At 58.9% G+C, this 22,495-nt stretch carries 22 protein-coding genes and 3 pseudogenes; 15 read left to right on the forward strand and 10 right to left on the reverse strand.

The features are described 5' to 3' along the window. Positions 1–979: 979 nt before the first annotated feature. The gene (locus HJB84_RS32040) at positions 980–1,207 is read right to left on the reverse strand and encodes a hypothetical protein (RefSeq protein WP_221117860.1); all 228 of its coding nucleotides are present in this window, start codon (positions 1,205–1,207) and stop codon (positions 980–982) included. Positions 1,208–1,715: 508 nt separating this feature from the next. Here HJB84_RS32040 and HJB84_RS32045 point away from each other — a divergent pair. Continuing rightward, complete coding sequence (locus tag HJB84_RS32045; RefSeq protein ID WP_207586098.1) at positions 1,716–2,111, forward strand: response regulator; 396 nt, start codon at positions 1,716–1,718, stop codon at positions 2,109–2,111. Positions 2,112–2,618: 507 nt separating this feature from the next. On the opposite strand, the gene HJB84_RS32050 is transcribed toward HJB84_RS32045, so the two are convergent. Together HJB84_RS32050 and HJB84_RS32055 are read right to left on the reverse strand one after the other, a co-directional pair. Further along, positions 2,619–2,816, reverse strand: coding sequence for a DUF4440 domain-containing protein (locus tag HJB84_RS32050; RefSeq protein ID WP_207586099.1), 198 nt, complete (start codon positions 2,814–2,816; stop codon positions 2,619–2,621). A gap of 81 nt (positions 2,817–2,897) precedes the next feature. Then, positions 2,898–3,914 carry a sensor histidine kinase gene (locus HJB84_RS32055; protein WP_207586100.1) on the reverse strand — a complete coding sequence of 339 codons (1,017 nt, stop codon included), beginning with the start codon at positions 3,912–3,914 and terminating at the stop codon, positions 2,898–2,900. Positions 3,915–4,108: 194 nt separating this feature from the next. Here HJB84_RS32055 and HJB84_RS32060 point away from each other — a divergent pair, with 194 nt between their 5' ends. Then, positions 4,109–5,146, forward strand: a complete 1,038-nt coding sequence (locus HJB84_RS32060; RefSeq protein WP_207586101.1) for a PAS domain-containing protein — start codon at positions 4,109–4,111, stop codon at positions 5,144–5,146. Positions 5,147–5,277: 131 nt separating this feature from the next. On the opposite strand, the gene HJB84_RS32065 is transcribed toward HJB84_RS32060, so the two are convergent. After that, positions 5,278–5,514, reverse strand: a complete 237-nt coding sequence (locus HJB84_RS32065) for a hypothetical protein (protein ID WP_207586102.1) — start codon at positions 5,512–5,514, stop codon at positions 5,278–5,280. A gap of 85 nt (positions 5,515–5,599) precedes the next feature. Further along, positions 5,600–5,782: a DUF3606 domain-containing protein gene (locus tag HJB84_RS32070; RefSeq protein WP_221117861.1), complete on the reverse strand. Its 183-nt coding sequence runs from the start codon at positions 5,780–5,782 to the stop codon at positions 5,600–5,602. Between the two features lie 211 nt (positions 5,783–5,993). Here HJB84_RS32070 and HJB84_RS32075 point away from each other — a divergent pair, with 211 nt between their 5' ends. From HJB84_RS32075 to HJB84_RS32095, 5 genes are all read left to right on the forward strand, one after another. Continuing rightward, positions 5,994–6,149, forward strand: a complete 156-nt coding sequence (locus HJB84_RS32075; protein ID WP_207586104.1) for a hypothetical protein — start codon at positions 5,994–5,996, stop codon at positions 6,147–6,149. A 128-nt stretch (positions 6,150–6,277) separates the two neighbouring features. After that, positions 6,278–7,186, forward strand: coding sequence for a Ku protein (locus HJB84_RS32080; RefSeq protein WP_207586105.1), 909 nt, complete (start codon positions 6,278–6,280; stop codon positions 7,184–7,186). Positions 7,187–7,198: 12 nt separating this feature from the next. Then, positions 7,199–8,008 carry a Ku protein gene (locus HJB84_RS32085; protein WP_221117862.1) on the forward strand — a complete coding sequence of 270 codons (810 nt, stop codon included), beginning with the start codon at positions 7,199–7,201 and terminating at the stop codon, positions 8,006–8,008. Positions 8,009–8,011: 3 nt separating this feature from the next. Continuing rightward, entirely contained in the window at positions 8,012–8,275 is a 264-nt protein-coding gene (locus tag HJB84_RS32090; protein WP_207586107.1) for a hypothetical protein, read from the forward strand. 487 nt (positions 8,276–8,762) lie between these two features. After that, positions 8,763–10,250, forward strand: a complete 1,488-nt coding sequence (locus HJB84_RS32095; protein WP_221117863.1) for a phospholipase D-like domain-containing protein — start codon at positions 8,763–8,765, stop codon at positions 10,248–10,250. 155 nt (positions 10,251–10,405) lie between these two features. Here HJB84_RS32095 and HJB84_RS32100 read toward each other — a convergent pair whose 3' ends face one another. The 3 genes and pseudogenes from HJB84_RS32100 to HJB84_RS32110 all read right to left on the reverse strand — a co-directional run bounded on the left by HJB84_RS32100 (position 10,406) and on the right by HJB84_RS32110 (position 12,284). Further along, positions 10,406–10,861 (reverse strand): hypothetical protein, encoded by a 456-nt coding sequence (locus tag HJB84_RS32100; protein WP_221117864.1) that lies wholly within the window; start codon positions 10,859–10,861, stop codon positions 10,406–10,408. A 73-nt stretch (positions 10,862–10,934) separates the two neighbouring features. After that, positions 10,935–11,264 (reverse strand): annotated as a pseudogene (locus HJB84_RS32105) (YidB family protein); the annotation flags it as partial. Between the two features lie 141 nt (positions 11,265–11,405). Further along, positions 11,406–12,284 (reverse strand): NAD(P)H-binding protein, encoded by an 879-nt coding sequence (locus HJB84_RS32110; RefSeq protein ID WP_207586110.1) that lies wholly within the window; start codon positions 12,282–12,284, stop codon positions 11,406–11,408. Positions 12,285–12,550: 266 nt separating this feature from the next. On the opposite strand from HJB84_RS32110, the pseudogene HJB84_RS33895 reads away from it, so the two are divergent. The 4 genes and pseudogenes from HJB84_RS33895 to HJB84_RS32125 all read left to right on the forward strand — a co-directional run. Then, positions 12,551–12,720: pseudogene (locus tag HJB84_RS33895) on the forward strand (ATP-dependent DNA ligase); the annotation flags it as partial. A gap of 172 nt (positions 12,721–12,892) precedes the next feature. Then, a complete protein-coding gene (locus tag HJB84_RS32115; RefSeq protein WP_207586111.1) occupies positions 12,893–13,369 on the forward strand; it encodes an Hsp20 family protein in 477 nt (158 codons plus the stop codon). Positions 13,370–13,440: 71 nt separating this feature from the next. Beyond that, positions 13,441–13,740, forward strand: a complete 300-nt coding sequence (locus tag HJB84_RS32120; RefSeq protein WP_207586112.1) for a DUF982 domain-containing protein — start codon at positions 13,441–13,443, stop codon at positions 13,738–13,740. A gap of 9 nt (positions 13,741–13,749) precedes the next feature. Further along, positions 13,750–14,026 (forward strand): annotated as a pseudogene (locus tag HJB84_RS32125) (hypothetical protein). A gap of 124 nt (positions 14,027–14,150) precedes the next feature. Here the strand turns inward: HJB84_RS32125 and HJB84_RS32130 are convergent. After that, positions 14,151–14,924, reverse strand: coding sequence for an SOS response-associated peptidase family protein (locus HJB84_RS32130; protein ID WP_207586114.1), 774 nt, complete (start codon positions 14,922–14,924; stop codon positions 14,151–14,153). A gap of 300 nt (positions 14,925–15,224) precedes the next feature. Between HJB84_RS32130 and HJB84_RS32135 the strand changes: the two genes are divergently transcribed. Genes HJB84_RS32135 through HJB84_RS32145 form a run of 3 tightly spaced genes read left to right on the forward strand, consistent with a single transcriptional unit; the run spans position 15,225 to position 20,717 of the window. Next, the gene (locus HJB84_RS32135; RefSeq protein WP_221117865.1) at positions 15,225–15,983 is read left to right on the forward strand and encodes an ImuA family protein; all 759 of its coding nucleotides are present in this window, start codon (positions 15,225–15,227) and stop codon (positions 15,981–15,983) included. Then, positions 15,898–17,415 carry a DNA polymerase Y family protein gene (locus HJB84_RS32140; protein ID WP_221117866.1) on the forward strand — a complete coding sequence of 506 codons (1,518 nt, stop codon included), beginning with the start codon at positions 15,898–15,900 and terminating at the stop codon, positions 17,413–17,415. The genes HJB84_RS32135 and HJB84_RS32140 overlap by 86 nt, the downstream gene beginning before the upstream one ends. After that, complete coding sequence (locus tag HJB84_RS32145; RefSeq protein WP_221117867.1) at positions 17,412–20,717, forward strand: error-prone DNA polymerase; 3,306 nt, start codon at positions 17,412–17,414, stop codon at positions 20,715–20,717. The genes HJB84_RS32140 and HJB84_RS32145 overlap by 4 nt, the downstream gene beginning before the upstream one ends. 269 nt (positions 20,718–20,986) lie before the next feature. On the opposite strand, the gene HJB84_RS32150 is transcribed toward HJB84_RS32145, so the two are convergent. Continuing rightward, on the reverse strand, positions 20,987–21,412 hold the full coding sequence (locus HJB84_RS32150) for a pyridoxamine 5'-phosphate oxidase family protein (RefSeq protein ID WP_207586155.1): 426 nt from the start codon (positions 21,410–21,412) through the stop codon (positions 20,987–20,989). A 226-nt stretch (positions 21,413–21,638) separates the two neighbouring features. Here HJB84_RS32150 and HJB84_RS32155 point away from each other — a divergent pair, with 226 nt between their 5' ends. Further along, complete coding sequence (locus HJB84_RS32155) at positions 21,639–22,394, forward strand: tyrosine-type recombinase/integrase (RefSeq protein WP_259671227.1); 756 nt, start codon at positions 21,639–21,641, stop codon at positions 22,392–22,394. The last annotated feature ends 101 nt before the right edge of the window (positions 22,395–22,495 follow it).

Raw genomic sequence — 22,495 nt, forward strand, 5'->3', positions numbered from 1 at the left:
CATGATCCGCAAGGGCCAATTTTCACCCAGTGGCCAATCGCCATTTCAGCAATTCGCTTCACTCGCTGCGTAGGTGTGTCCAGCGTCAGCTGGTTCTGCGACCTTGCTAAAAATTTGCGACAGAACCCCTGCCGGTCCGGCGCGTATTGCACGGGTCCGCGCGGAGGAAGGTACTGCATGACCGACGCCGGAACGAAAAGCTACTTGCGGAGATAGCCGCGCGGCCCATCGTCAAAACCCATAACGACCTGGGGGTTCCCGGAGCGGAGGCGACCGCGAACAAAAAAAGCCCCGCGTGCTGAACTGACCCCCGAAAGTTGGACACCCAACTTCGGGGGATCAATTTTTTCGAGAAGCGTAGATAGCAGCCGCAGCCAAGCTGGTCCGCCGTCGAAAAAAGCCCCGCATTCGCGCGGGGCTCTAGTTGGACAAACACGGACGTGCGACGTAGCAAGCACATCCATGTAATCGCAACCCGGAAAATAAAGAAAAGTTCCAACGCAAGCATTTGATTCATGCATTGCGCGGCCTAGAGCGAGCAAGGGCGGTCATCATTGGCTCGAATAGTAGTAAAGAAAAACCCGCCAAGGCGGGATCAAGATGGAGGGGTGTTTAATACAGCGCGTCTTCGCGCATTCGAAAAATAATGCTCCTTTCTCCACCATTTGCAATTAATATTATATTTACATGTCATTGTTTCCGCATTTTTATTAGGTTCTACTAAATTCAAAGCAAGGTAGAAAAGCATAACGCGAAGATTATAACTACAATTTGTATTAACAGTTTGCTATTGTTAGCTCGGCCGCTCAGCGATCACTTGCTAAACCCTAAGCAAAGAGTCTCCTGTACGTTGGGCGGCCATCAATTTTCAGTTCGCAGTCGTCCGCGCCGGCCCCGAGATCCCGCCCAGCCCAATCTTCCGCTCCTGTACGAACGGGATAAGCCTTTTAAAGAACCGGTTCGGTTGCGTTCGAAAATACTACTGGGCGGCTTGCCGCAAGGAGTTCTCCTCCGGGAGTGCCAATGGTCCGATGATTTCGAAATCGCATGGCATTGCGTGCTGGTCGGTGCCCAGCAGTGCAAGGGTCCAATAGTTGGGATCTTCTCCGAAGACAGTCGAGACTTTCACAACGGTGAGCTTCCCGTCGAAGTGCTTTGCTGAACGCGCCCAGTAATAGGCTTCCGGAATCAAACTCGCGGTAAACATAACGCTCACTCCCGTTCGAGCGCGGAAGATATCAGAATTCTTATAAATGAACATGCCTCATGGTGCGCCGCCTGCAAACGGGAACGGAGAATCCAATCCACCCTCATAGTGCCCAGGGATGTTTCTGCGGCCGCGACGAGGTCGACTGGACGATCGACTGAAACGACGGCGCCCTGCGCCCAGACGCTGGCGCGTCCTCGAGGCGGGCGGCGAGGGAAGGCCTCCGCTGCTCGTCGAGTGGGTGCCGCCGAAGATCGTCTACGCTCCGGCGCGGTCTTCGATGGAGAAGGGGGCTGCGGTACTGGAATTCAAGGCGTGTAGCCGGCTCTCGGACGGCCTTCTCCCGCGTGTGAGGATGATGTTGTCAGTGGAATCCCGGATCTCGGACCTTGGTTGGGGGATAGCTCCGACTCAAGTCTTACACGTGGAACCGCTTGTGGGGGGGAGTGTTTTCGATTGGCGACGCCAAAGAGCGCCCCGCCGATTTTTGGAGCCCCGGAGACGAATCATGCGCCTGCTCATCGTCGAAGACGAATTGGGAATCGCTCTGGCGATCGAGGACGTCGCGATCGACGCCGGATTCGAAATCACTGGCATCGCGGGGACTATGTCAGAGGCTCTGGAGCTCGGCGCCGAAGCAGACATCGCCATCATCGACGTCCGGCTTGGGGATGGACTCACCGGGCCGTCCATTGCCCGCGCGCTCTTTTCCGAGTTCGGACTTGGGGTGGCTTATTTCACCGTGAATCCTGGCCTCATCGAGAACCCGGAGGGGCGACCTGTCGCCACCATGCGGACGAACCCCGAAAGAATAGTGGATGCGCTGTCCATGGCAGCCAAGAACGCCGCGCAAGAACGCATCGCGTCGCGAGCGGGCCTACCTTCCACTGAACGCTTGAGGTGATCGATTGGCTTCCAGCGACGGGAATAAATGGAGCAGCACACTGCGCGTATTATCGGCCGAGATGCGAATCCCCGCGCCGCGATCCCAGGAAGCCTTAGAGATGCTCTCGGAGGCCGTACACGAACGTTCAGCTTTTACGACGTCGGGCCAGACTAGCAGGACTCGCACAAACTGCCGGCCGCCGCACTCGAATTTTTCCCGCATTATGGAGCAAGCGGCACCGAAGAAACGCAGGCCCGATGGTTGCATGGAGCTGCACCGTTGGTAAATTCAGTTGGTATACCTATGAGGTGCCAGCATTGACCAGCGTGAAGCCTATCTCGAATGACGCTGTGCTTCTGACCTACGAGACAGAGCGCTCTTATCCAAATGGTTCAAAGCGGCGTGTGCTGCGAAGCTCCGTCTGGAAACACGACGGGCTCAAGTGGCAAATGTTTTTCCATCAAGGCACGATCAGGCCGTAGCTTGCCTTGACGTCTGTGTGGTGCAACTGATCGGAGATCGCCTTCATCGGTGACCGCCCTCTTGCACAAGAAGATCGATGATCGTTGTTCGGTCGTATACGCTGCCAGAAGCTCCAAACTCAACGAAACCTTCCGCGAGCAAAATCTCGACCGCCTCCCTGCAACCGCTTATCTCTTGGCGGTGAAGAGCTTCTTCAAGAGACTGGATTTCCTCAAGGCTAGGAGCGATATCAGGCGCCATGACCGGCCATCGGAGGCTTCGATGGTCGGCGTCATCGTTCTCGCGTGCGCGGAGCAGATATTTGCAAGGGTAGCGCCGCACCTACATTGGAGAGTCGGAGCAATTTTGATCTTGCAGGCTCTGGAGCGACGCGTCGAGGCTGAGGATCAGGCCTGTCGGGGCATAATCAACAGAGACTTTTCCGAACGCAGACAGGCTGGAATTGATGAGCCGGGAGCCGAAGCCCCTCCTTTTCGGCGCTTCCACCGTCGGACCGCCGCGCTCTCGCCAACGGAGGGTGAGGTGGTCGGCGCCCGCTTCCTGACGCAGAGACCACTCGATTTCGATCACTCCGGTATCAACCGACAGGGCCCCGTACTTCGTCGCGTTCGTGACAAGCTCGTGCAGCACGAGAGAGAACGCTAACACCGCCTGGGGGTTCAGCGTGACTGTGGGACCACTTGCTTTGAGACGGTCCGACCCAAGTCCGAGATTGACTGCGGTCGCCTCGACGATCGTGTCCATGGTCGCTGACAGCCAGTTCTTCTGCAGCAAAATGTCATGCGCGTGGGCATAGGCGTTGACGCGCGCCGATATCGACTGCTCCGCATCCTTCATGCTGCCGGCACTTCTGAATGACTGGCTGATAATTGCCTGAACGACGGCCAGCGTATTCTTGATGCGGTGCGAGAGCTCGTGCATGAGGACGTGCTGTCGCTGCTCATTTTCACGCTGCTCCGTTCGATCCCTGAGGATCTTTACGAATCCTTCGAGTTCGCCGTCATCCGACCTCAGCGTCATGAGCTGGCCTGATGCCCAGAATAACGAGCCGTCCTTTCGAACGTGCCAGCGTTCATCGTCTCCGTGGCCATCGATCAAAGCAGCGGTCATTTCCCGCTGGGGAACCCCAGTCTCGCGGTCTGCCTGTGTGAAAATTACGCCGACCGGCTGGCCAATGATTTCAGCCTCGTCCCATCCAAGGATCCTGCGCGCTCCCTCATTCCATGTGGTCACCCTGTGATCGAGATCCACGGAGATGATCGCATATTCGATGGCACTCTGGAGGATGGCTTCGAGGAAGCGTTCCCTGGCGCGACTGGAATTGGAAAAAGGGTTCATGACATGTTTCGCCTGATCCATCAGGTCATGAGCGGATGATCTTTCTCAACACTATACCCGACATCGCCGCATTACCATCGAAGCCGTGATGTTCGCGTAAGGAAGCCATCGATCTGAGCTGAAAAGATGATCAGCGTGGGAAACAAAGGAACACGCGTGACGTTATTTGTCGACGTCTGATAAAGCGTGGAAGCATGGCCAGCCATTTAACAAGAAAACTGCACGGAGATTTGCCTTCGGCATCGTCAAAAGCAGCCTTGGTTGATCGAAAAGACCTGGCAGCCATCGCGTTTGAACGAACAAGGATGCCGATGGTTGTCACCGACGCACGTAGGCCGGATCTGCCGATCGTGCTGGCAAACAAATCATTCCTCGAACTGACAGGTTACTCCGCGGAAGAGGTGTTGGGCCGCAATTGCCGTTTCCTTCAGGGTCCGGCGACATCTCCGATCGCTGTCGCCGAAATTCGAGCGGGCATCGCCGACGAGCGCGAGGCCAGCGTCGAAATCTTGAACTATAAGAAAAGCGGGGAGCCGTTCTGGAATCGCGTGCACCTGAGCCCTATCCATGGCGATGATGGAAGAATCCTGTATTTCTTTGGGTCGCAAATCGACATGACGGAGTACCGGCGGATTGAGGCGCTGGAAGCTTCCGAGCATCGCCTGCTCATGGAGGTCGATCACCGGTCGAAGAATGTCCTCGCCATTGTTGACAGTATCGTTCGCCTCAGCAACGCCGATGATCCAGCCCTTTATGCAGCAGCTATCCAGCACCGCGTGCAGGCGCTTGCCCGTGCCCATAATTTGTTGGCTGAACGACGATGGGCGAGTATTTCGGTCGAGGAACTCGTGCGGTTGCAGGTCACGCCATTTTCGGCAACCCGTGCCGTCTTTAGCGGACCTGATGTCAGGTTGCCGGCGCCGGTTGTCCAACCGGTCGCGCTCGTTCTCCACGAGCTCGCCGTCAATGCGGCTCGCCACGGTGCGCTTGCCGCGCCACAAGGCAGGCTCTCAATCAGCTGGATGCACGGACCGTCCGGCGCCGGCTTCAAGCTTCGCTGGCAGGAGGCGGGTGTTGCTACGGCGCCGACCTCTACCAAAAAAGGTTTTGGCACGGTGATTGTCGGCGCGATGGTTGAAAAACAGCTGAAAGGGCGTGTCGAGAAAACCTGGACGAATGATGGGCTTCTTATTGAGATCGAGGTACCTTCTGTCGGCTCAACTACCCGATAGCGCACGCTCTGGGCCGGATTTCTACGGGCTTGTTGAGGCCGCCCGCCATTTTGGGTTTCGGCCGTCACCAGGCAGTGGGACCGAGGGCGCTCGTGAATATCGGGCCATCCGGTTGCCACGGATCATAGGAATCAGTGCAAAGAGTCGGAAGATGGCGCGTTGATTCGAGTGGCGGCCAGCCCCACATAGGTCCCGATCAAGATCGTCGCCATCTCCTCTACCGATCGGCAGCCGCGGTCGTATAGCTCGATCGCCGCATCGCAGAGAAACGAGGACGCCTGATCGTCCCATTCGACCTCATAGTACCGATACCATTCCCGGACAGCTTTCGACATGATGCGATAGTCGTTTGGAGCGCCCCTTGTCATCGAAGACCTCATAAAGGCTCCTGCCTCGACGTGGCGAGGCAAGAGGTCGCCGGGTCGAGAGACCCTGAGAGCGTCAGCACACGGATCAGCGTCGGCCGATTTCGGCTTCGACTTTCTTTCGGGAGTTTCCGGCGCTCTTGACCGCCTTTCTGACGGTATCCTTGGAGACGCCTTCCTTCTCCGCTTCGTATTTCACCTCGTGATCCTGGCCGCCCGCTACGCGGGCGCGATCTTGTACGCGGCCTCGGGAAGTCTGTGTCTTTGCCATTGGGTTTCTCCTTGATGAAGGTTCGCAAAAAGAAACTCGCTACGATTCCAGTGGTTCCTCGGAAACAACAATGTCCGTCATGCTGCGCTGAAGCGACACTAAACCCGCTATGCATTATCGGACGAGCGGGATCAGGATGACGAGCGGTAACCTATGGACACTGAAGCATTGCGGGCGGGAATCACGCGGTAGTCTCGTTACTGGCGACGCCTTGACCGAGTTTCTCTGCACCGAAGAACTGCCAGGGATCGTGCCGCCGGATTGGATCGTGACCAGCTTCGGATGGAAGAAGAGGACGACGGTGTTGCCGTTCATTCCTCGCCGCTCGGTTGGACGCTCCGCGCAAAGCGCATGGCGTAACTTCTGATATGCTTTCAACCCGGAATCAATCTGTGAACGCAATTCTGTAAGTTATTGAAAAATGATTCGTTTCGAGTCGGAACGAATCATCCTGAGACGTCTTTGAGTCGCGACAAGGTGATTCGGAGAAACGTCATGGCAACAGGGCATCGCGCGCAGTGGAAGGGCTTCGTAAAATTCGGTGAGGTCTCCTTCGGAGTAGCGCTTTATACGGCGGCAAGCACGTCAGAGCGCATTACATTCAACACGATCAATAAGGCATCCGGGAACAGGGTGAACCGCATCTTCATCGACAGCGAGACAAAGGACCCGGTTCCGAAGGAGCAACAGACAAAAGGCTTCGAGGTCGAAACTGGCCAGTACATTATCATCGATCCAGAGGAAGTTGCCGCGACGATCCCTGAAAGCAACAAGACCCTCGAGATTGATGCCTTCATTCCCTGCTCAAATGTGGACGACGTCTATTTCGACAAGCCCTACTACCTGACCCCTGACAAGGTGGGTAGCGACGCCTTCGCAGCTCTGCGCGACGGCATGAAGAAGTCGAATGTCGTCGCCATAGCGCGCACGGTTCTCTTCCGGCGAATGCGGGCCGTGCTCATACGGCCGCATGGCAAAGGCCTTATCGCGACGACCATGAACTATGACTACGAGGTACGGGATTCGAAGAAGGCCTTTGAGGAAATCCCCAAGCTCAAGATCGAGGGGGAGATGCTCGATCTAGCCAAGCACATCATCGGCACCAAGAAGGGAACCTTCGACCCTGCGACCTTCGATGATCGCTATGAAGCCGCTCTTGCCGACCTGGTCAAGGCGAAGATCGAGGGCAAGGCGTTGCCGAAGCCGAAGAAGGTCGAAGTGTCGAAGCCGAACGATCTTCTCGCCGCCCTGCGCGAAAGCGCAGGGATGATGAAGGCCACAGCGGACAAGCCGAAGCGCACTGCCGCCAACGCCAATCAGGGCACTGGCCGGCAGCGCGCCACACGCGGACCAGCTTCGAAGACCGCTTCTGCTGGAACCACCCCGCGTCGCAAGGCTAGCTGAGGAGATTGACCCATGGCACCGCGTTATTATTGGAAAGGCTACCTGAAACTCTCGTTGGTCACGTGCCCCGTTGCGATGACCCCAGCGACCAGCGAGAGCGAGAAGGTTCGCTTCCACACCCTCAATCGCGATACAGGAAACCGGGTCGTCTCGCAGTACGTCGATTCTGTCACGGGCAAACCTGTGAAAGACGAGAACGAAGCCAAAGGCTACGCACGCGGCGAGAACGACTACGTGATCCTCACCGACGACGATCTGGACAGGGTGGCGCTCGACACTGTGAAAACCATCGACATCGAAAAGTTTGTCCCGGCCGACAGCATAGAGTGGGTCTACTTGGAGAAGCCTCATTATCTGATGCCTGACGACGCGGTCGGGAACGAGGCTTTTGCCGTGATCAGGGACGCGATGAAGGCCGACAAGGTCGTCGGTGTTTCGAAGCTCGTCATGGGCCGCCGCGAGCGTGCCGTCATCCTTGAGCCCCGCGACGAAGGCATTGTTCTGTGGTCGCTGCGGTTCGGCGACGAAGTACGTCCGGAGGAGAGTTACTTCGAGGACATCGAGGCCGAAGCCGATCCCGATCTCATTCCCCTTGTCCAGAAACTCATCAAGCAGAAGTCAGCCCGCTGGACGACGAATATGGTCAGCGACCCGATCCAGGCCAGCCTGCTGAAGCTGATCGAGGAAAAGAAGAAGCTGCTTAAACCCAAGAAGACCGCAAAGGGTAAAACAGCGACAGCGCCCGCATCGAACGTCGTCAATATCTTGGACGCATTGAAAAAGAGCATCCAGGCGGACCTCAAAGGTCGGAAGGCGGGGTGAGTCATGCATCTGACAGACACCAAAGTGGCCCATCAACACACTGGCGGGCGGATCGACTTCGTCGGCGACGATGGCGACGCGGTCGCCGTCCACGTTGCCGACGGCGGGTATCTGGACGAAGGGACAGCGGTACAGCGCGCTCGGGCGATATTGGTGCAGTTGACGGAGTTTGGGACGCGCGGCGGCGGGAGGAGCCTGAATGCGTACGATGCCGCCAGCAACGGCAACTTCGACGACATCCAGCCACTGATCGGCACCCCTCATTAGCGCACGTGACATATCCCAGTCGCAGGCAATACGCAGCCTCGATGCCATTGAACGGTAGTCTGCCGTCGCCCGTTGCGGCCATCGCGCCTTTCTTTCGAGAGGTGGTTTTTGAAGTAGGGCCTCGCGAGGAAAAACGAACTGGTCCACGAAATCTGGCTCGATCGCGGGCCTGATGGCCTGATGGTCACAAGAGCACGCGAGCGAGCGTCTTTGTTCCAAGCGGTTTCGGGACACGCGTCCTGACACGACCGTACACGCGTCCGATTCATGCGGCCGGCCGGATCATTTCGAACGGGCATCGCACACAGACCGTTCCCCCGATGTTGCCCGTTGTTGAAGTCGCCAGCGTCCTGATCAACGGGAACTACGATCACGGGCTCCTCGTTACGCTTGAGAGAGGGAAATTGTGAGACATGTCATGGCATCCGCGTGTTAAGTGTCCTCTCTATGTCCGTGCTTGAAGCCTAACTCGAGTATTGGAGAACGAATGGCGCCGCAGCCGCTGCTAAACCCGCCCGAAAATTGCTGGCGGATCGAGCGTGCCGACGAGTTTGCTTTACTGATTGATGCGGACTGCTATTTTGCCGCAGCGCGTGCAGCAATGAAGGCCGCGAAGCGTTCCATCTTCTTGGTTGGCTGGGATTTCGACGCTCGTGTCACTCTCGGACACCCCGATGTCAGCGAAGAGGGGCCTCGCGCAGTCGGTGATTTTCTACTCTGGCTCGCGAGGCGAAATTCAGATCTGGAAATCCGACTGCTCCTTTGGAATCCTGCTTTTCTGGCGAATTGGGCCAAGTTTTCGAATGTTCCATACTTGCTGCGCTGGAAACTGCACCCGCGTATTTCAGTCAGGCTGGACGGCAACCACCCGGTAGGCAGCTCGCACCATCAGAAGATTCTGGTCGTCGATGACAGCCTCGCGTTTTGCGGCGGCATAGACGTCACCACGGATCGTTGGGACACGCGCGAGCACCTCGACAACGATCAGCGGCGCAAGCGGCCGAACGGAGTTCTCTATGGCCCGTGGCACGACGCGTCCAGCTACTGCATCGGCCCGGCCGCGCGTGCTCTGGGCGACCTTTGCCGGGAACGGTGGAAGCTCGCGGGCGGCAAAGAGCTGGAACCTGCCGAGTGGCATCAGGCATTTCCCCGGGTCGACGGGGCGATAGCCTTTGGGGCCGTCGATCTCGCGATCTCGCGAACCAGTCCTGAATATGAAGGGCGCCAGCGCGTGACAGAGGTTGAGAGGCTCTATGTCGATATGATCATGTCGGCGCGGGACGTCATTTATGCCGAAAGCCAATACTTCGCGTCCCGCATCGTTGCTCAGGCCATGGCGCGCAGGCTCGCGGAAATAGATTGCCCTGAAATTGTCCTGATCAATCCGGTTGAGGCGGATAACTGGCTTGGTTCGCTCGCAATGGACACCGCCCGTGCCAGGTTGCGGGAATCATTGCGGCGGCACGACCGGCGCAACCGATTTCGCATCTACCATCCCGTAACGGCGCAGGGCGCTCCCGTCTACGTCCATTCCAAGCTCATGATTGTCGACGACCAGGCGATGCGTGTCGGTTCGTCGAACTTCAATAACCGGTCCATGCGGTTCGACAATGAGTGCGACGTGGCGTTCGAGGCGCAGGGCTCGGATGCTCTTGCGCAACGGCTGCTGCACCTGAGAAACGACATGCTCGCCGAGCACCTTGGTACCGGAGTGGAAGAGTTCTCGGCAATCGTCGAGCGGAGTGGATCGCTGATCGGCGCAATTGAAGAAGTCAGAACGAGGCCGGGGCCCGGCGCGCAGCCCGCCTCGCGTACGTTGCTCCCATATCTCACGCCGGAGATTTCGGACCTTGCGGAATGGCTCGCAGATAACGAAATTCTGGACCCAGAAGGTCCGGACGCTGTGTTCGAACCGATCGAAAAACGAGGCCTTTTCCGCGGAAAGCTCAAAGTTCCGTCCCTGCGCCGCGGTTAGCCAGGCTGGTCAGTTATGAAGCAGTGGAGACAGACAGGACCATAAAGCCAACCGATCGCACCTGCCAGGGCGTTCTTACTTCGGCAGGAACGAGAAAAGAAAAAGGCCGCTCGCGGAAGCGGCCTTTGTCTTCCGAAACTTAAAGGCAGCTTCGATCAGCCAGCGGCCTTGATGCTCGTGTTGCAGAGGCTCCAATAGCCGCCGCCCTTCTGGATCCACTTCAGATCTCCGAGCGATCCAGCATCCTTGGCGGCGTGATAGGCGTCGACGCAGGTGTGAAGGCGGCCCTTGGCCGGCGTCTGACTAGAGTATTTCTTGTCGACCGCTTTCGGGAACTTGACGCTTTTCGGCGCCATGGTCGTCGGCTTCGCCGGCTCTTTGTCGGTTGTCTTAGCGACATCCGCCTCGTCGGCCTTATCGTCAGCGGCAGCGTCCGCTCCACAGAACTTGGCGCGGAAATCGTTCCACTTTACGTTGGCGGCAGAACCGTCGGCCTTCGCTGCCTGATATTTCGTGCTGCATTCCTTCATGGTCAAGGCGTGCGCCGGCGACGACAGAACGAACGCTGCAAGGAGCGAGCCCGCGGCGGGCAGAAGCAGTTTCTTCAACATGGGATGGCCTCGATGTGATGTTGACGGTGGCAGTCTTCACTTCCGCCGCTGCGTCAGGACGTGGACGACGGTAGTTCGGACTTGCTTGATCGATGGCGGTCGGAAGGTGCTCGGCGAGAAGCTCGGGCACTTTGGTAATAACGATGCCAAACTTGGTGGCGAGAGCCTGCAGCTGTTCGGACGAAAGCGCTAAGCGGATCTGATCCGCGGTCACTGGCAGACTATCGCCCGTGCCGATCCAGGAAGCCACCTGATGGCCACGCCCGCTTTGATTGAGTTTCGTGAGAATGCCATCGAGTCCGCCGGCATTCTGGAAAACGTCTTCGGCGACAACCAGAAGGTTGACCGGTCTGTCGTTCAAGACGCCGCTGACGATACTGCCCAAACCGTCGAAAAGTCCCATGACATTCCCCTTGGGTGCATTCGCCTTCTAGCATAGATGCTTATACCTACTGAATGAACTGGCGATGAACAGGTCACACCGGCTGACCCCGCTTGAGGCTTGGGTGTCGCTTGCCCGACCTTCGGCACTTCTGAGGTGACATTACTCAGGTGAAGAAAGCGGCCGCAACGCGTCGATCAGCTCCGTGGTGCCGCGGCGAACCTCGCCGGCGTTCGGTTCGATGTCGATCAAGCCACCCATGTTCTTGGCATCGTTGGCTTTAATCAGGAGGTCGGCTAGGGTCGCTGGCACGGTCCGCTCGAATACCTCCTTCCATTGCGAGCGAGGTACCGCCCTTGCGTGAATCAGCCGGCCCGATAATTGGCTCACCGCCGTCGCAACATCGCTGGCGCTATATCTGCGTGGTCCTTCAGCGTGGATAACCTCCAGGTTATTTCCACTGTCGGGACGCAGCAAGAGATCGGCAGCAATCACGCCCAGATCCTGGGCCGATATCGTTGGTTGCGTCATATCGACCGGATCTTGAAAGGTCATCAAGTCGCCGGAGGCAACCGCCCGTGGAATAACGCGACTCCAATTGTGCACATGTTCTGCCGATCTCAGGACAAGCAAGTGGCTATCGATCTGGGTAAGTCGCGTCTCGAGCTCACGGAAAACGCTGGGCATCCCTATGTCATCGGCGACATGCGCGCCATAGTCGGAAATGGCTAACACCCGCTTTGGGCGCGCCTGGTCGAGTGCCTTGGCAATACCTTGGATCGATCGGCGCATATCTCCGGCTGGATCGGGCGCCGTCGGCGACACCGGGACGATGAGTTGAACGGCGTCTACATCGTCGATCACTTGGGCGAGGGAGCCCGCATCCTGCAGATCGGCGAGAGCAATCTCGCACCCAATCTCACGCAGCCGCGCTGCTTTTGTCGCGTCCCGAAGGATCGCCCTGACAGGCTGGCCCGCCTTGCGCAAGGCCAATGAAGTTGAATAGCCGACTCTTCCGGCGGCCCCGACGATTGCAAACATGCGCCATTCCTTGGTTTTCGTTGTTCAAGATCTATGGAATCAGACGACACTATCGCACGGGATCAGCGAGGTCTTTGCACAGGGACCGGAGGAACGACCCGATGTTTTGCAACTCCGGGGATTGACGCGTCGAAGCTAAACAGGCGCTTTTGGATTTGTGATGAATACCTCACAGTGCAGAAGATCGAAACTTTTTTCTGTGGGGATGGGCGGCGCAGGCGTCGCCCATCCCCTGCGCGCCCGATGGGCGCTGCGAACCATCTGCTGAGACGCGGACGCGCGTCGTGCCGTTGAGGGCAAGAACTACGTCTTCGCCCCCGACGCTCATTGCCGAGATCGAGATCCGCGGCGGGACGACGACGGCAATTTGCGTCAGGCCTCCTACAAAGGCTTGCGCGAAGTCCAGAATAATGCCGCGGTTTATGCGCTCGATTGAGCCGCTAACGCAGAGCTAAGGACAAGGCAAAATTTTTTCTGCGAGCGCCCTTGAATCCGGAAATCTCAAAAACCAAATCGATTGCCGCCAGCCGCTGGTAACAGGGCTGGCCTTGCTGGGAGCGCCGCTTTCGGCGATCCCGTACCCATGTTGCTTCAAGGAGGATATGGCTATGGCAACATCTTACGACTACGCACCGCTGTTCCGCTCGAGCGTTGGCTTCGACCGGGTCTTCAATCTTCTCGAAAACGCTCAGCGCGCCCGTTCGACCAGTGACTGGCCGCCCTATGACATCGTCAAGACCGGCGATGACCACTACCGGATTTCGATCGCGGTGGCAGGCTTTGCCGAGGGCGATCTCGAAGTCACCTTCCAGTCCAACCTTCTGACCGTCACCGGCAAGAAGCAGGAAGCTTCCGCGGAAGGCTACCTGCATCGCGGCATCGCCGGCCGGCCGTTCGAGCATCGGTTCGAGCTCGCCGACCATGTCCGGGAGAATGGGGCGGACCTGAAGAACGGGCTGCTGTCGATCGAACTCGTTCGCGAAATCCCCGAGGCGCTCAAGCCGCGGAAGATCGACATCCAGAGCGAGCCTGTTCTCGCATCGCCGGCTGCTCCGGCACAGATCGAAGCGCAGAAGGCTGCGTGATCAAAATCCATCGAGGTGGGCGCCGCTGTGGCGGCGCCCGTTGGCGTTCCCGGGTTGGAAGGAGGAAAACGATGAAACCCGATATGTTCAAAGAGCCTGTAACGATCCTTGTCGGCCTCGGTTTTCCGGCACAGGTCCGCGGCGTGATGGACGCCTACCGGCATCTCTCCGAATGGCCGGCGTCGCTGAGGGATACCGCGCACTCAGTTGCGCTGAAGGCTTGCAGTGCTGCGTTGCGCGGCGAGATCGAAGCAGAAACCGCGCGCGGCCTGTTTGCAGCCTTTGCCGAAAAACACGATCTGCTGGCGCCGGCAACCGACGCAATAGCCGCGTCTCGATCGCGGCGCGATAGAGATCCACACGTGCGATGAGGGTGACCGATGATGGACAACATGTTGCAGCAGGTGGCCAGCAATGTGATGGCGATGGGGCCAGCGGTTCTGGTCCAGGGTCTGCAGTTTCGGCGGCCGATCGATGTGGTGAGGGCACCGGCACTTTCCGTTGATGACAAACGGACAATCCTCGCCGCCTGGGCATCGGATTATTATGCCGTCGATTCCAAACCGGCTGCGTCACCTTCCAGGCACGCCCGAACCAATTTCGATCGATGAGGTTCACGCGGGGCTGCGAGAACTCGACCGGCGATACGATCTCTGACGGGCCGCAGGCTCAAGCGGCCCGTTTCACCGGCTTGGCGAGCCGCTTGAAGGCGTGGTCCAGCGACCGCTGCCCGTCGCAATAATCCTGCCAGGCGCTCGTTTTCCCACTGTGCGCAAGACATTCAAAACAGTGTCGGCTGCGCGACAGGTTCCCCAGCTTTCGTGATGATGGTGGCTCCATAGGGTTCCCGCGAGGTCACGATGATCGCATCGTTTGGCAGCGGCCGGGCAAGCGCCTTAGCTTCGTCCCATGCCGCCCTCATCCAGACATCGGTCTCCTCTTTCGTCAGCAGCAGCACCGGCATGGCCTTGTCATGGATTGGCTTGACGATCGCGTTCGGGTCGGTCGTCAGAAAGCCGTAGAGATCATCCGTCGTCTGCCCGTCCTTGACCTTTCGCACGCTGGTCCATTGAGGAACATGGAGGCCCGCGAAAAACATGAGCGGCTTGCTCTCGTCGCGCGCAAACCAGGCATTCGGCGTGTTCCCGCCTTCCTGCTTGCTCGCCGGATCAGGCTCGGCAAAACTCGTGACGGGCACGAGGCAGCGGTTCTCGACCCCGAACCATCTCTTCCAATGCGGGAAATTCAGCTTCCGGACATTCGTCGTCCCACTGTCGAGCTGCTCGCGGACAAGCCTTTCGAAATCCACCTCCTGGCCCTTGGCGCGAAGTTTTGCAGCTTTCTTCTCGGCCTCCTTTTCGAGGGCGAAGCGTGGCGACGGCAGGCCCCACCGCGCATGGACGAGCTGCTTGCGACCGTCGGCGGTGTTGCGCACGATCGGTCCTGTCTCGTTCGGGTTCATCTGGTAGGCTGGCATCAGGTTGATCAGGCTGTCGGCGTCCTGCGCCCACTTGGCAACCCAGTCCTTGTCTTCCATGCGGTACAGATTGCACATCGAGCTGCGACCGTTTCCGTTGAACACCGCTAGCATCGTAGCTGACAGATTTGCAGAATGCCAAGCCGTCGATGATCAGACTGTGGCCCCGGCAAAAATTTGTACGGGGCCGGGAAATCGACAAGGCGACCCATAGCCATGATTCGCCACGCGAATCTGCCGGCCTGCTAAAATTGGGGGATAAAATTCCTATTTCCGGTTGCTTGACTCTTGGAGCAGCGGGGAACAGATAGAGAACATCCGCATTTGAACGACATGACGTCGATACTCCAACACGACCTGAAAGGAGGTTCGTGAACGATGACTGCTGCCCGCGACAGGGTGATCTCCGATCTGCGCGACCGCATCGCCTCGTTTGAAAGGGGTGCTGCGAGAAAGGCCGGCTGCCTTGCCTTCGGGGTTTCCGAGATTGATGCAGTGCTGCCAGGCGGCGGCCTTGCTTACGGCGCCTTGCATGAGTTTGCGGGCGGCGGATCGGGAACAGTCGATGGGGCAGCGGCAGCGCTTTTCGTTGCCGGGATCGCGGCCCGGACAAAGGGTCAGATCCTTTGGTGTTTGACGCGTCCCGACCTGTTTTTCCCGGCGCTCGCGCAGGCAGGTCTTCATCCCGATCGTGTGGTCTTTGCCGAAGCCGACAAGGAAGAGGATGTCCTTGCGACCATGGAGGAGGGCCTTGGTTATGGCGGCTTGGGCGCCGTCGTCGGCGAGATCGTTCGCCTGCCGATGGTCGCCTCCAGACGGCTGCAGCTTGCGGCGGAAAAGACGGGCACGCTGGGTTTGGCTGTCCGCCGATGGCGGCGGCAGACGGAGGCTTCGGATTTCGGGCAACCGACGGCCTCGACGTCCAGGTGGCGGGTGAGTGTGCTGCCATCGGAGGAGCTGCCAGTTACGGGCGTCGGACGTCCGAGGTGGCTGCTTGAGCTGATGCGGGTGAAAGCGGGTGAGTGCGCAGAGTTTATCGTAGGAGCGTGCGATGCCACGGGTCGTATCCATTTATCTCCCGGATCTCGCGATCGAGAGGATCAGACGGACGGCTGGCGCCGGCGAGTTGTCGGCTGAGCGCCCACTTGTCGTCGTCGCGAAAAGCGGCTCGAAGCGTTGGATCACGGCTGCGGATCACAAGGCGCGCGAAGCCGGTATTCATGTCAATATGCCGGCCGCCAAGGCACAAGCGCTCGTCCAGGGCCTGCAGATGGTCGAGGCTGAAGTGAACGCCGACACCGCAGCTCTTGAACGGCTGGCGCTGTGGGCGCTGACGCAATATTCCCCTGTTGTCGCGGTTGATCCGCCGGACGGCATCGTCATGGACACCGAAGGCGCCGACCACTTGCAGGGCGGCGAAGACCTGATGTTGTCCGGTATCGTCAACCGTTTCCATGCCCGGGGTCTGACGGCGCGCGTTGCGATTGCCGACAACTGGGGTGCGGCCCATGCGCTCGCTCGGGTGAGCAAGCGCGCGACCGTGATCGTTCCGCGTGGCGAGACAGCACGTTTCGTCGAGCGATTGCCGATCGCCTCGCTCAGGCTACCTCCCGAGATCGTTGCCAGCCTGCGGACACTCGGGTTTCAGACGATCGGCGAGCTGTCGGCAACGCCGCGTGCACCGCTGACCCTTCGCTTCGGCCCAGAGATCGGCCGGCGCCTCGACCAGATCTATGGACGGTTGCCGGAACCGATCGAGCCAATCCGCTCGATGGACACCATCGAGATCAGCCGCGCCTTTGCCGAGCCGATCGGCGCGCCAGAGACCATCGCCAAATATGTCTCGCGCCTGGTCGTCCAGCTTTGCGAAGCGCTTCAAAAGAAGGGCCTTGGCGTTCGCCGCACGGATCTGATCGTCCACAAGGTCGACAATACGATGCAGGCGATCCGCACCGGTACCGCAAAACCCGCCCGCGACGTCGCCTGGCTGACGAAGCTGTTAAAGGATCGGATCGAGAAGATCGAACCGGGTTTCGGTATCGAGAAACTCTCGCTCGTCGCCGTCATGTCCGAACCGCTCATCGAAACACAGAGGGCGTCTTCGCTGATTGAGGAGGAGGTCGTCGATATCGCCCCGCTGATCGACGTGATCGGCAATCGCGGCCAGCGCGTCTATCGCGTGGCGCCAGTGGCCAGCGATGTGCCCGAACGCAGCGTCCAGCGTGTCAACGCCGTTGCTGAAGAAACTGGAACGTCATGGAGCTTGCATTGGCCGCGGCCGGTTCGGCTGCTCGTCCAGCCGGAGCTCGTCGAGGTAATCGCGCTCCTGCCGGATCATCCGCCGGTCTCGATCACCTGGCGCGGCAAGCGCCGGCGGGTGAAACGCGCCGACGGGCCGGAGCGGATTTTCGGCGAGTGGTGGACGCGGGGCGCGGAATTCGATGCGGTAAGGGACTACTTCGTCGTCGAGGATGACAGCGGCGAACGATTCTGGATTTTTCGCTCCGGTGACGGTGTCGATGCCGCGACCGGCTCGCACAAATGGTTCCTGCATGGGATCTTCGCATGAGCTACGCCGAGCTTCAGGTGACGACGCATTTCTCCTTCCTCCGGGGAGCATCCTCGGCCGACGAGCTGTTTGCCACGGCCAAGCTGCTGGGCATCCAGGCGCTTGGCATCGTCGATCGCAACTCGCTGGCCGGCATCGTCCGGGCACTGGAAGCATCGCGCGCCACTGGCCTCCGGCTGGTTGTCGGCTGTCGGCTCGATTTGGCTGATGGCATGTCGATCCTCGTCTACCCCACCGATCGTGCCGCCTATTCGCGCCTTACTCGATTGCTGACGCTTGGCAAGGGCAGGGGCGGCAAGGCCAAATGCATCCTGCATCTCGATGATGTGACGCTCTATGCGGAAGGCCTCATCGGCATTCTCGTTCCCGATCTGCCGGACGAGACCTGCGCCGTGCAGCTGAGGAAGATGGCCGAGATTTTCGAGGACCGAGCCTATCTCGCTCTATCGCTTCGCCGGCGGCCGAACGACCAGATGCGGCTGTACGAACTGTCGAACATTGCCAACCGCTTCAAGGTCAAGACGGTGGTGACCAATGATGTGCTCTTCCATGAGCCTTCGCGGCGGCAGCTGCAGGATGTCGTCACCTGCATCCGCACCAGGACCACGATCGACGATGTCGGCTTCGAGCGGGAACGCCATGCCGATCGCTACCTGAAGCCGCCGGAGGAAATGGAGAGGCTGTTTCCCCGCTATCGGCAAGCGTTGGCGCGGACGATGGAAATCGTCAATCGCTGCAGGTTCTCGCTCGAAGAACTGACCTATCAATATCCGGAGGAGGCGATCGTGCCGGGCAAGGATGCGCAGGCTTCGCTTGAGCATTACGTCTGGGAGTGCGTGCCGCAGCGCTATCCTGAAGGCCTGCCACCAAAGGTGTTGAAAGTCGTCCGGCATGAACTCGACCTCATCCGCACCATGAAATACGCCCCCTATTTTTTGACGGTGTTTTCGATCGTCCGGTTCGCCCGCTCGCAGGGTATTCTCTGCCAGGGGCGGGGCTCGGCTGCGAACTCTGCTGTCTGTTATATCCTCGGAATCACATCGATCGATCCCGAGACCAACGATCTTCTGTTCGAGCGCTTTGTTTCCCAGGAACGCGACGAGCCACCGGATATCGATGTCGACTTCGAACACGAACGGCGCGAAGAGGTGATTCAATGGATCTACAAGACCTATACGCATCAGAAGGCGGCGCTCTGTGCGACGGTGACAAAATATCGCGCCAAGGGCGCCATCCGCGATGTTGGCAAGGCGCTCGGGCTGCCGGAGGACATGATCAAGGCGCTATCATCGGGCATGTGGTCCTGGTCGGCCGAGATGGCGGACGAAAGGAACCTTCGAGAGCTCAACCTCAATCCGGATGATCGTCGGCTGGCGCTGACCTTGCAGCTTGCGCAGCAGCTGATGGGGGCGCCTCGCCACCTCGGCCAGCATCCGGGCGGCTTCGTGCTGACCCATGACAGGCTCGATGATCTCGTGCCGATCGAACCTGCGTCCATGGCCGATCGGCAGGTGATCGAATGGGACAAGGACGACGTCGAGGCGCTGAAATTCATGAAGGTCGATGTCCTGGCGCTCGGCATGCTCACTTGCATGTCAAAAGCGTTCAGGCTGATCGAAGAGCAGAAGGGCAGACCGATTGATCTTGCCGGCATCGAGCAGGAGGATCCCAAGACCTATGCGATGATCCGCAAGGCCGACACGCTGGGTACCTTCCAGATCGAGAGCCGGGCGCAGATGTCGATGCTGCCCCGGATGAAGCCCAAGACTTTTTATGACCTGGTGATCCAGGTGGCGATCGTCCGACCTGGTCCGATCCAGGGTGACATGGTGCATCCCTATCTGCGTCGGCGTGAGGGCAAGGAGAAGCCTGAATATCCAACACCCGAACTGGAGGCAGTTCTCGGCAAGACACTTGGCGTGCCGCTCTTCCAGGAGAGCGCCATGAAGGTGGCGATGGTCTGCGCCGGCTTTACCGGCGGCGAAGCCGATCAGTTGCGCAAGTCGATGGCGACATTCAAGGTCACCGGCGGCGTGTCGCGGTTCCAGGAGAAGCTGGTCTCGGGCATGATCCGGAACGGCTATTCGCCGGAGTTCGCCGAAAAGACATTCAAGCAGCTGGAAGGCTTCGGCTCCTACGGATTTCCGGAAAGCCATGCAGCGAGCTTTGCCCTCATCGCCTACGCCTCGAGCTATGTGAAATGCCATTTCCCGGACGTGTTCTGCGCTGCTCTGATCAACAGCCAGCCGATGGGTTTTTACGCTGTCGCCCAGATCGTCGGCGATGCCAGGAATCACGGCGTCGAAATCCGCCCGATCTGCATTAATCGGTCACGTTGGGATTGCACGCTGGAACAGATCGAAGGCAGCGATCGTCACGCCGTCCGGCTCGGCATGCGGCTGGTGCGAGGACTTGCAGCGGTCGATGCCGCCCGAATCATTGCCGCCCGCGCCGATCAGCCCTTCGACAGTGTCGACGACATGTGGCGGCGCTCCGGCGTACCGGCGGCTTCGCTGGTGGAACTGGCTGAGGGCGATGCCTTCTTGCCGTCACTGGGCCTGCAGCGCCGCGATGCGTTCTGGGCAATCAAGGCACTGCGTGACGAGCCGCTGCCATTATTTGCCGCGGCATCCGAGCGCGAGAGCAAGTCGATCGCGGAGCAGCGGGAACCGGATGTTGAACTGCGGCAGATGACGGATGGGCACAATGTCATCCAGGATTATAGCCACACGGGTCTTACTCTGCGCCAGCATCCGATCGCGTTCCTGCGCAAAGACCTTACGGCGCGCAGCATCGTCACCTGCGAGGAGGCGATGTCTGCCCGGGACGGTCGCTGGCTGATGACGGCCGGCCTCGTTCTCGTCCGGCAGAAACCCGGATCAGCAAAGGGCGTGATGTTTCTGACGATCGAAGACGAGACCGGCCCGGCGAACGTCGTCGTCTGGCCAAAACTGTTCGAGCGACGCCGGCGTGTGGTGCTGGGATCGAGCATGATGGCGATCAACGGACGCATCCAACGGGAAGGCGAGGTTGTGCACCTTGTCGCCCAGCAGCTCTTCGATCTCTCCGGCGACCTGTCGGCTTTGGCGGATCGTGATGAAGCATTCAAGCTTCCGACCGGTCGCGGCGATGAGTTCGCCCATGGCTCGCCGGGCAGTCCCGATGCCCGGGATCGGGCTGCCGTGAAGACGCGCGATATCTATGTTCCGTTATGCCGAATTCGGCATAAGGGGACTTATACCGAGCCCGAGACTATGCCGAGCCCATTCCCTAGATCCCGATTTCCGGTAATCCAGGATTGAAAGCTCGGCATAGTTTGAATGCGTTGGAAGACCGGGTTCGGCCCAAAGCGGCCGTCGGCCCAATGCCATCGTGCCAATTGGGCTGACCCCGCATCACTGCTCGCAAACATATAGGCCAAGTGGAAACAACTCTTCGTAACGCGGATGGTCCCTGATGCATTCAAGGCAACCCTCATGGCGAATGACATCAATCATATCGTCAGCAACACGCTGCATGTAGGCTTCGAGAATGTGCATCGCCGTGTCGAGACCCGAAGCCGTTGCGGCTGTCAGAATTGAATCTCGATCAGCTCGGGAGGCTCCTTGTTGAAATCGGAATATCGAATCCACCGCGGCGTTGCTTTGAACATCACTGCTCCTCTCTCGATGAACTCCCTTTCGGCCGGAACGCTGTTGAGATGGGCTTCCTGGTATTGTTCGATATCTGCGGCACGAACACTTGTTGCCTCACCCTCGTATTGAACCGTGATGTTGTCGTTCCATCCGACAACGAATGCGACGCCGGGACGCTCCGCGAGATTGTTGAACTTCCGTGTGTCTTTGAAAGTGTCGAACACGATCTCAAGATTGTCCCGCACCGAGAAGTCGACCGTAGCCGCCTCCGGCGTTCCGTTGCGGTGGCATGTCGCAATGACCGCCAAGGTGTGCTTCCTCAGGAATTCAAGGATCATGCGTTTCGTATGATCTTCGTCCATTGCCTCATCCCTCAGTGAGTTTTCTCGACTTTTGTGCAGTCCCATTCGACAGCCCGCCGGCCTCGGCGGCGTTTGGCCGCCAGCGCCGCGAGCTTGCGAGATATGCGTTCACCACCCGACCCAGCCATCGATGCGTCCGTTCTAATCTCGTGCCTTCCAGGACGATTAACACATTGCTCACCCTCGTTCGATGGTCATCGGCCAGCAGGGTCCTGCGCCGAACATCATGAAGACGGTCAAGGTTCTAAAAGAACGCAAGATCGCCGACAGGACCGCTCTTGGCGCTTTCCTGCCTAATGAAAGCTCCTCGATGATTGGTGGGCTCGTTTTCGAAGCCTCTTTCCTGCTACAAATTCAGCGGGTCCTTGCCATCCCTGGGAAGATCGGGTCGAACCGAGAGGTGCAATTCCTCACCCGCAACGAGATCAAAGCGATCCTCGCGGCTCCTGATCTGCGAACTTGGGTTGGGCGGCGGGACTATGTCCTGATGCTGACGGCTGTACCGACAAGATGCGCCTTTCCGAACTCGTCGGGCTTGATCGAAGCGCCGTCACTATTGGAATGGGCGCACACATTCGGGAAAGGTCGCAAGGAGCGGACCACGCCGATCACCAAGATGCTCAATGCAAAACTCAAAGCGTGGTTGGACGAACCGCCCATGCGGAACTCGAATGCTCTTTTTCCGACCATTCACGGTGAGCGGATGAGCCCCGATGCGGTGCAGTACCTTCTGGCAAAATACGTCTTGGCGGCGTCCAAGGGCTGTCCGTCTTTACGATCAAAGCGGATATCACTTCATGTCCTTCGCCACAGCGCCGCAATGGAACTGCTGGATGCAGGCGTGGACAGCACGGTGATCTCGTTGTGGCTCGGCCAAAGGAGGCCGCTCTTGCCAAGATCGATCCGTACAATGATCTCTCGCATGGGCGCTTCCGGGCTGGCGACGAACTCTTGGCTTTCCTCGATAAACTCTGATCCTTAGGAATCATCGATCGCTAAAGCCGCGATATCATTCTGTCCGGAGACCCGTTTCCGGGGTGGATCGCCGAAGGTCGTGGCTGATCTTCAGGAACGCCACGACGC

The organism is Rhizobium sp. NZLR1b (genome assembly GCF_019685155.1).
Classification (GTDB): Bacteria; Pseudomonadota; Alphaproteobacteria; order Rhizobiales; family Rhizobiaceae; genus Rhizobium.

Excerpts from the sequence above, each read along its gene's own strand:
- HJB84_RS32085 (WP_221117862.1), top strand. The coding sequence starts at position 7,199 with ATGGCACCGCGTTATTATTGGAAAGGCTACCTGAAACTCTCGTTGGTC.
- HJB84_RS32090 (WP_207586107.1), top strand. The coding sequence starts at position 8,012 with ATGCATCTGACAGACACCAAAGTGGCCCATCAACACACTGGCGGGCGG.
- HJB84_RS32155 (WP_259671227.1), top strand. The coding sequence starts at position 21,639 with ATGAAGACGGTCAAGGTTCTAAAAGAACGCAAGATCGCCGACAGGACC.
- HJB84_RS32150 (WP_207586155.1), bottom strand. The coding sequence starts at position 21,412 with ATGGACGAAGATCATACGAAACGCATGATCCTTGAATTCCTGAGGAAG.
- HJB84_RS32100 (WP_221117864.1), bottom strand. The coding sequence starts at position 10,861 with ATGTTGAAGAAACTGCTTCTGCCCGCCGCGGGCTCGCTCCTTGCAGCG.
- HJB84_RS32055 (WP_207586100.1), bottom strand. The coding sequence starts at position 3,914 with ATGAACCCTTTTTCCAATTCCAGTCGCGCCAGGGAACGCTTCCTCGAA.
- HJB84_RS32065 (WP_207586102.1), bottom strand. The coding sequence starts at position 5,514 with ATGACAAGGGGCGCTCCAAACGACTATCGCATCATGTCGAAAGCTGTC.
- HJB84_RS32135 (WP_221117865.1), top strand. The coding sequence starts at position 15,225 with ATGACTGCTGCCCGCGACAGGGTGATCTCCGATCTGCGCGACCGCATC.
- HJB84_RS32060 (WP_207586101.1), top strand. The coding sequence starts at position 4,109 with ATGGCCAGCCATTTAACAAGAAAACTGCACGGAGATTTGCCTTCGGCA.
- HJB84_RS32145 (WP_221117867.1), top strand. The coding sequence starts at position 17,412 with ATGAGCTACGCCGAGCTTCAGGTGACGACGCATTTCTCCTTCCTCCGG.
- HJB84_RS32110 (WP_207586110.1), bottom strand. The coding sequence starts at position 12,284 with ATGTTTGCAATCGTCGGGGCCGCCGGAAGAGTCGGCTATTCAACTTCA.
- HJB84_RS32040 (WP_221117860.1), bottom strand. The coding sequence starts at position 1,207 with ATGTTTACCGCGAGTTTGATTCCGGAAGCCTATTACTGGGCGCGTTCA.
- HJB84_RS32045 (WP_207586098.1), top strand. The coding sequence starts at position 1,716 with ATGCGCCTGCTCATCGTCGAAGACGAATTGGGAATCGCTCTGGCGATC.
- HJB84_RS32120 (WP_207586112.1), top strand. The coding sequence starts at position 13,441 with ATGAAACCCGATATGTTCAAAGAGCCTGTAACGATCCTTGTCGGCCTC.
- HJB84_RS32130 (WP_207586114.1), bottom strand. The coding sequence starts at position 14,924 with ATGTGCAATCTGTACCGCATGGAAGACAAGGACTGGGTTGCCAAGTGG.
- HJB84_RS32070 (WP_221117861.1), bottom strand. The coding sequence starts at position 5,782 with ATGGCAAAGACACAGACTTCCCGAGGCCGCGTACAAGATCGCGCCCGC.
- HJB84_RS32140 (WP_221117866.1), top strand. The coding sequence starts at position 15,898 with ATGCCACGGGTCGTATCCATTTATCTCCCGGATCTCGCGATCGAGAGG.
- HJB84_RS32115 (WP_207586111.1), top strand. The coding sequence starts at position 12,893 with ATGGCAACATCTTACGACTACGCACCGCTGTTCCGCTCGAGCGTTGGC.
- HJB84_RS32080 (WP_207586105.1), top strand. The coding sequence starts at position 6,278 with ATGGCAACAGGGCATCGCGCGCAGTGGAAGGGCTTCGTAAAATTCGGT.
- HJB84_RS32050 (WP_207586099.1), bottom strand. The coding sequence starts at position 2,816 with ATGGCGCCTGATATCGCTCCTAGCCTTGAGGAAATCCAGTCTCTTGAA.
- HJB84_RS32095 (WP_221117863.1), top strand. The coding sequence starts at position 8,763 with ATGGCGCCGCAGCCGCTGCTAAACCCGCCCGAAAATTGCTGGCGGATC.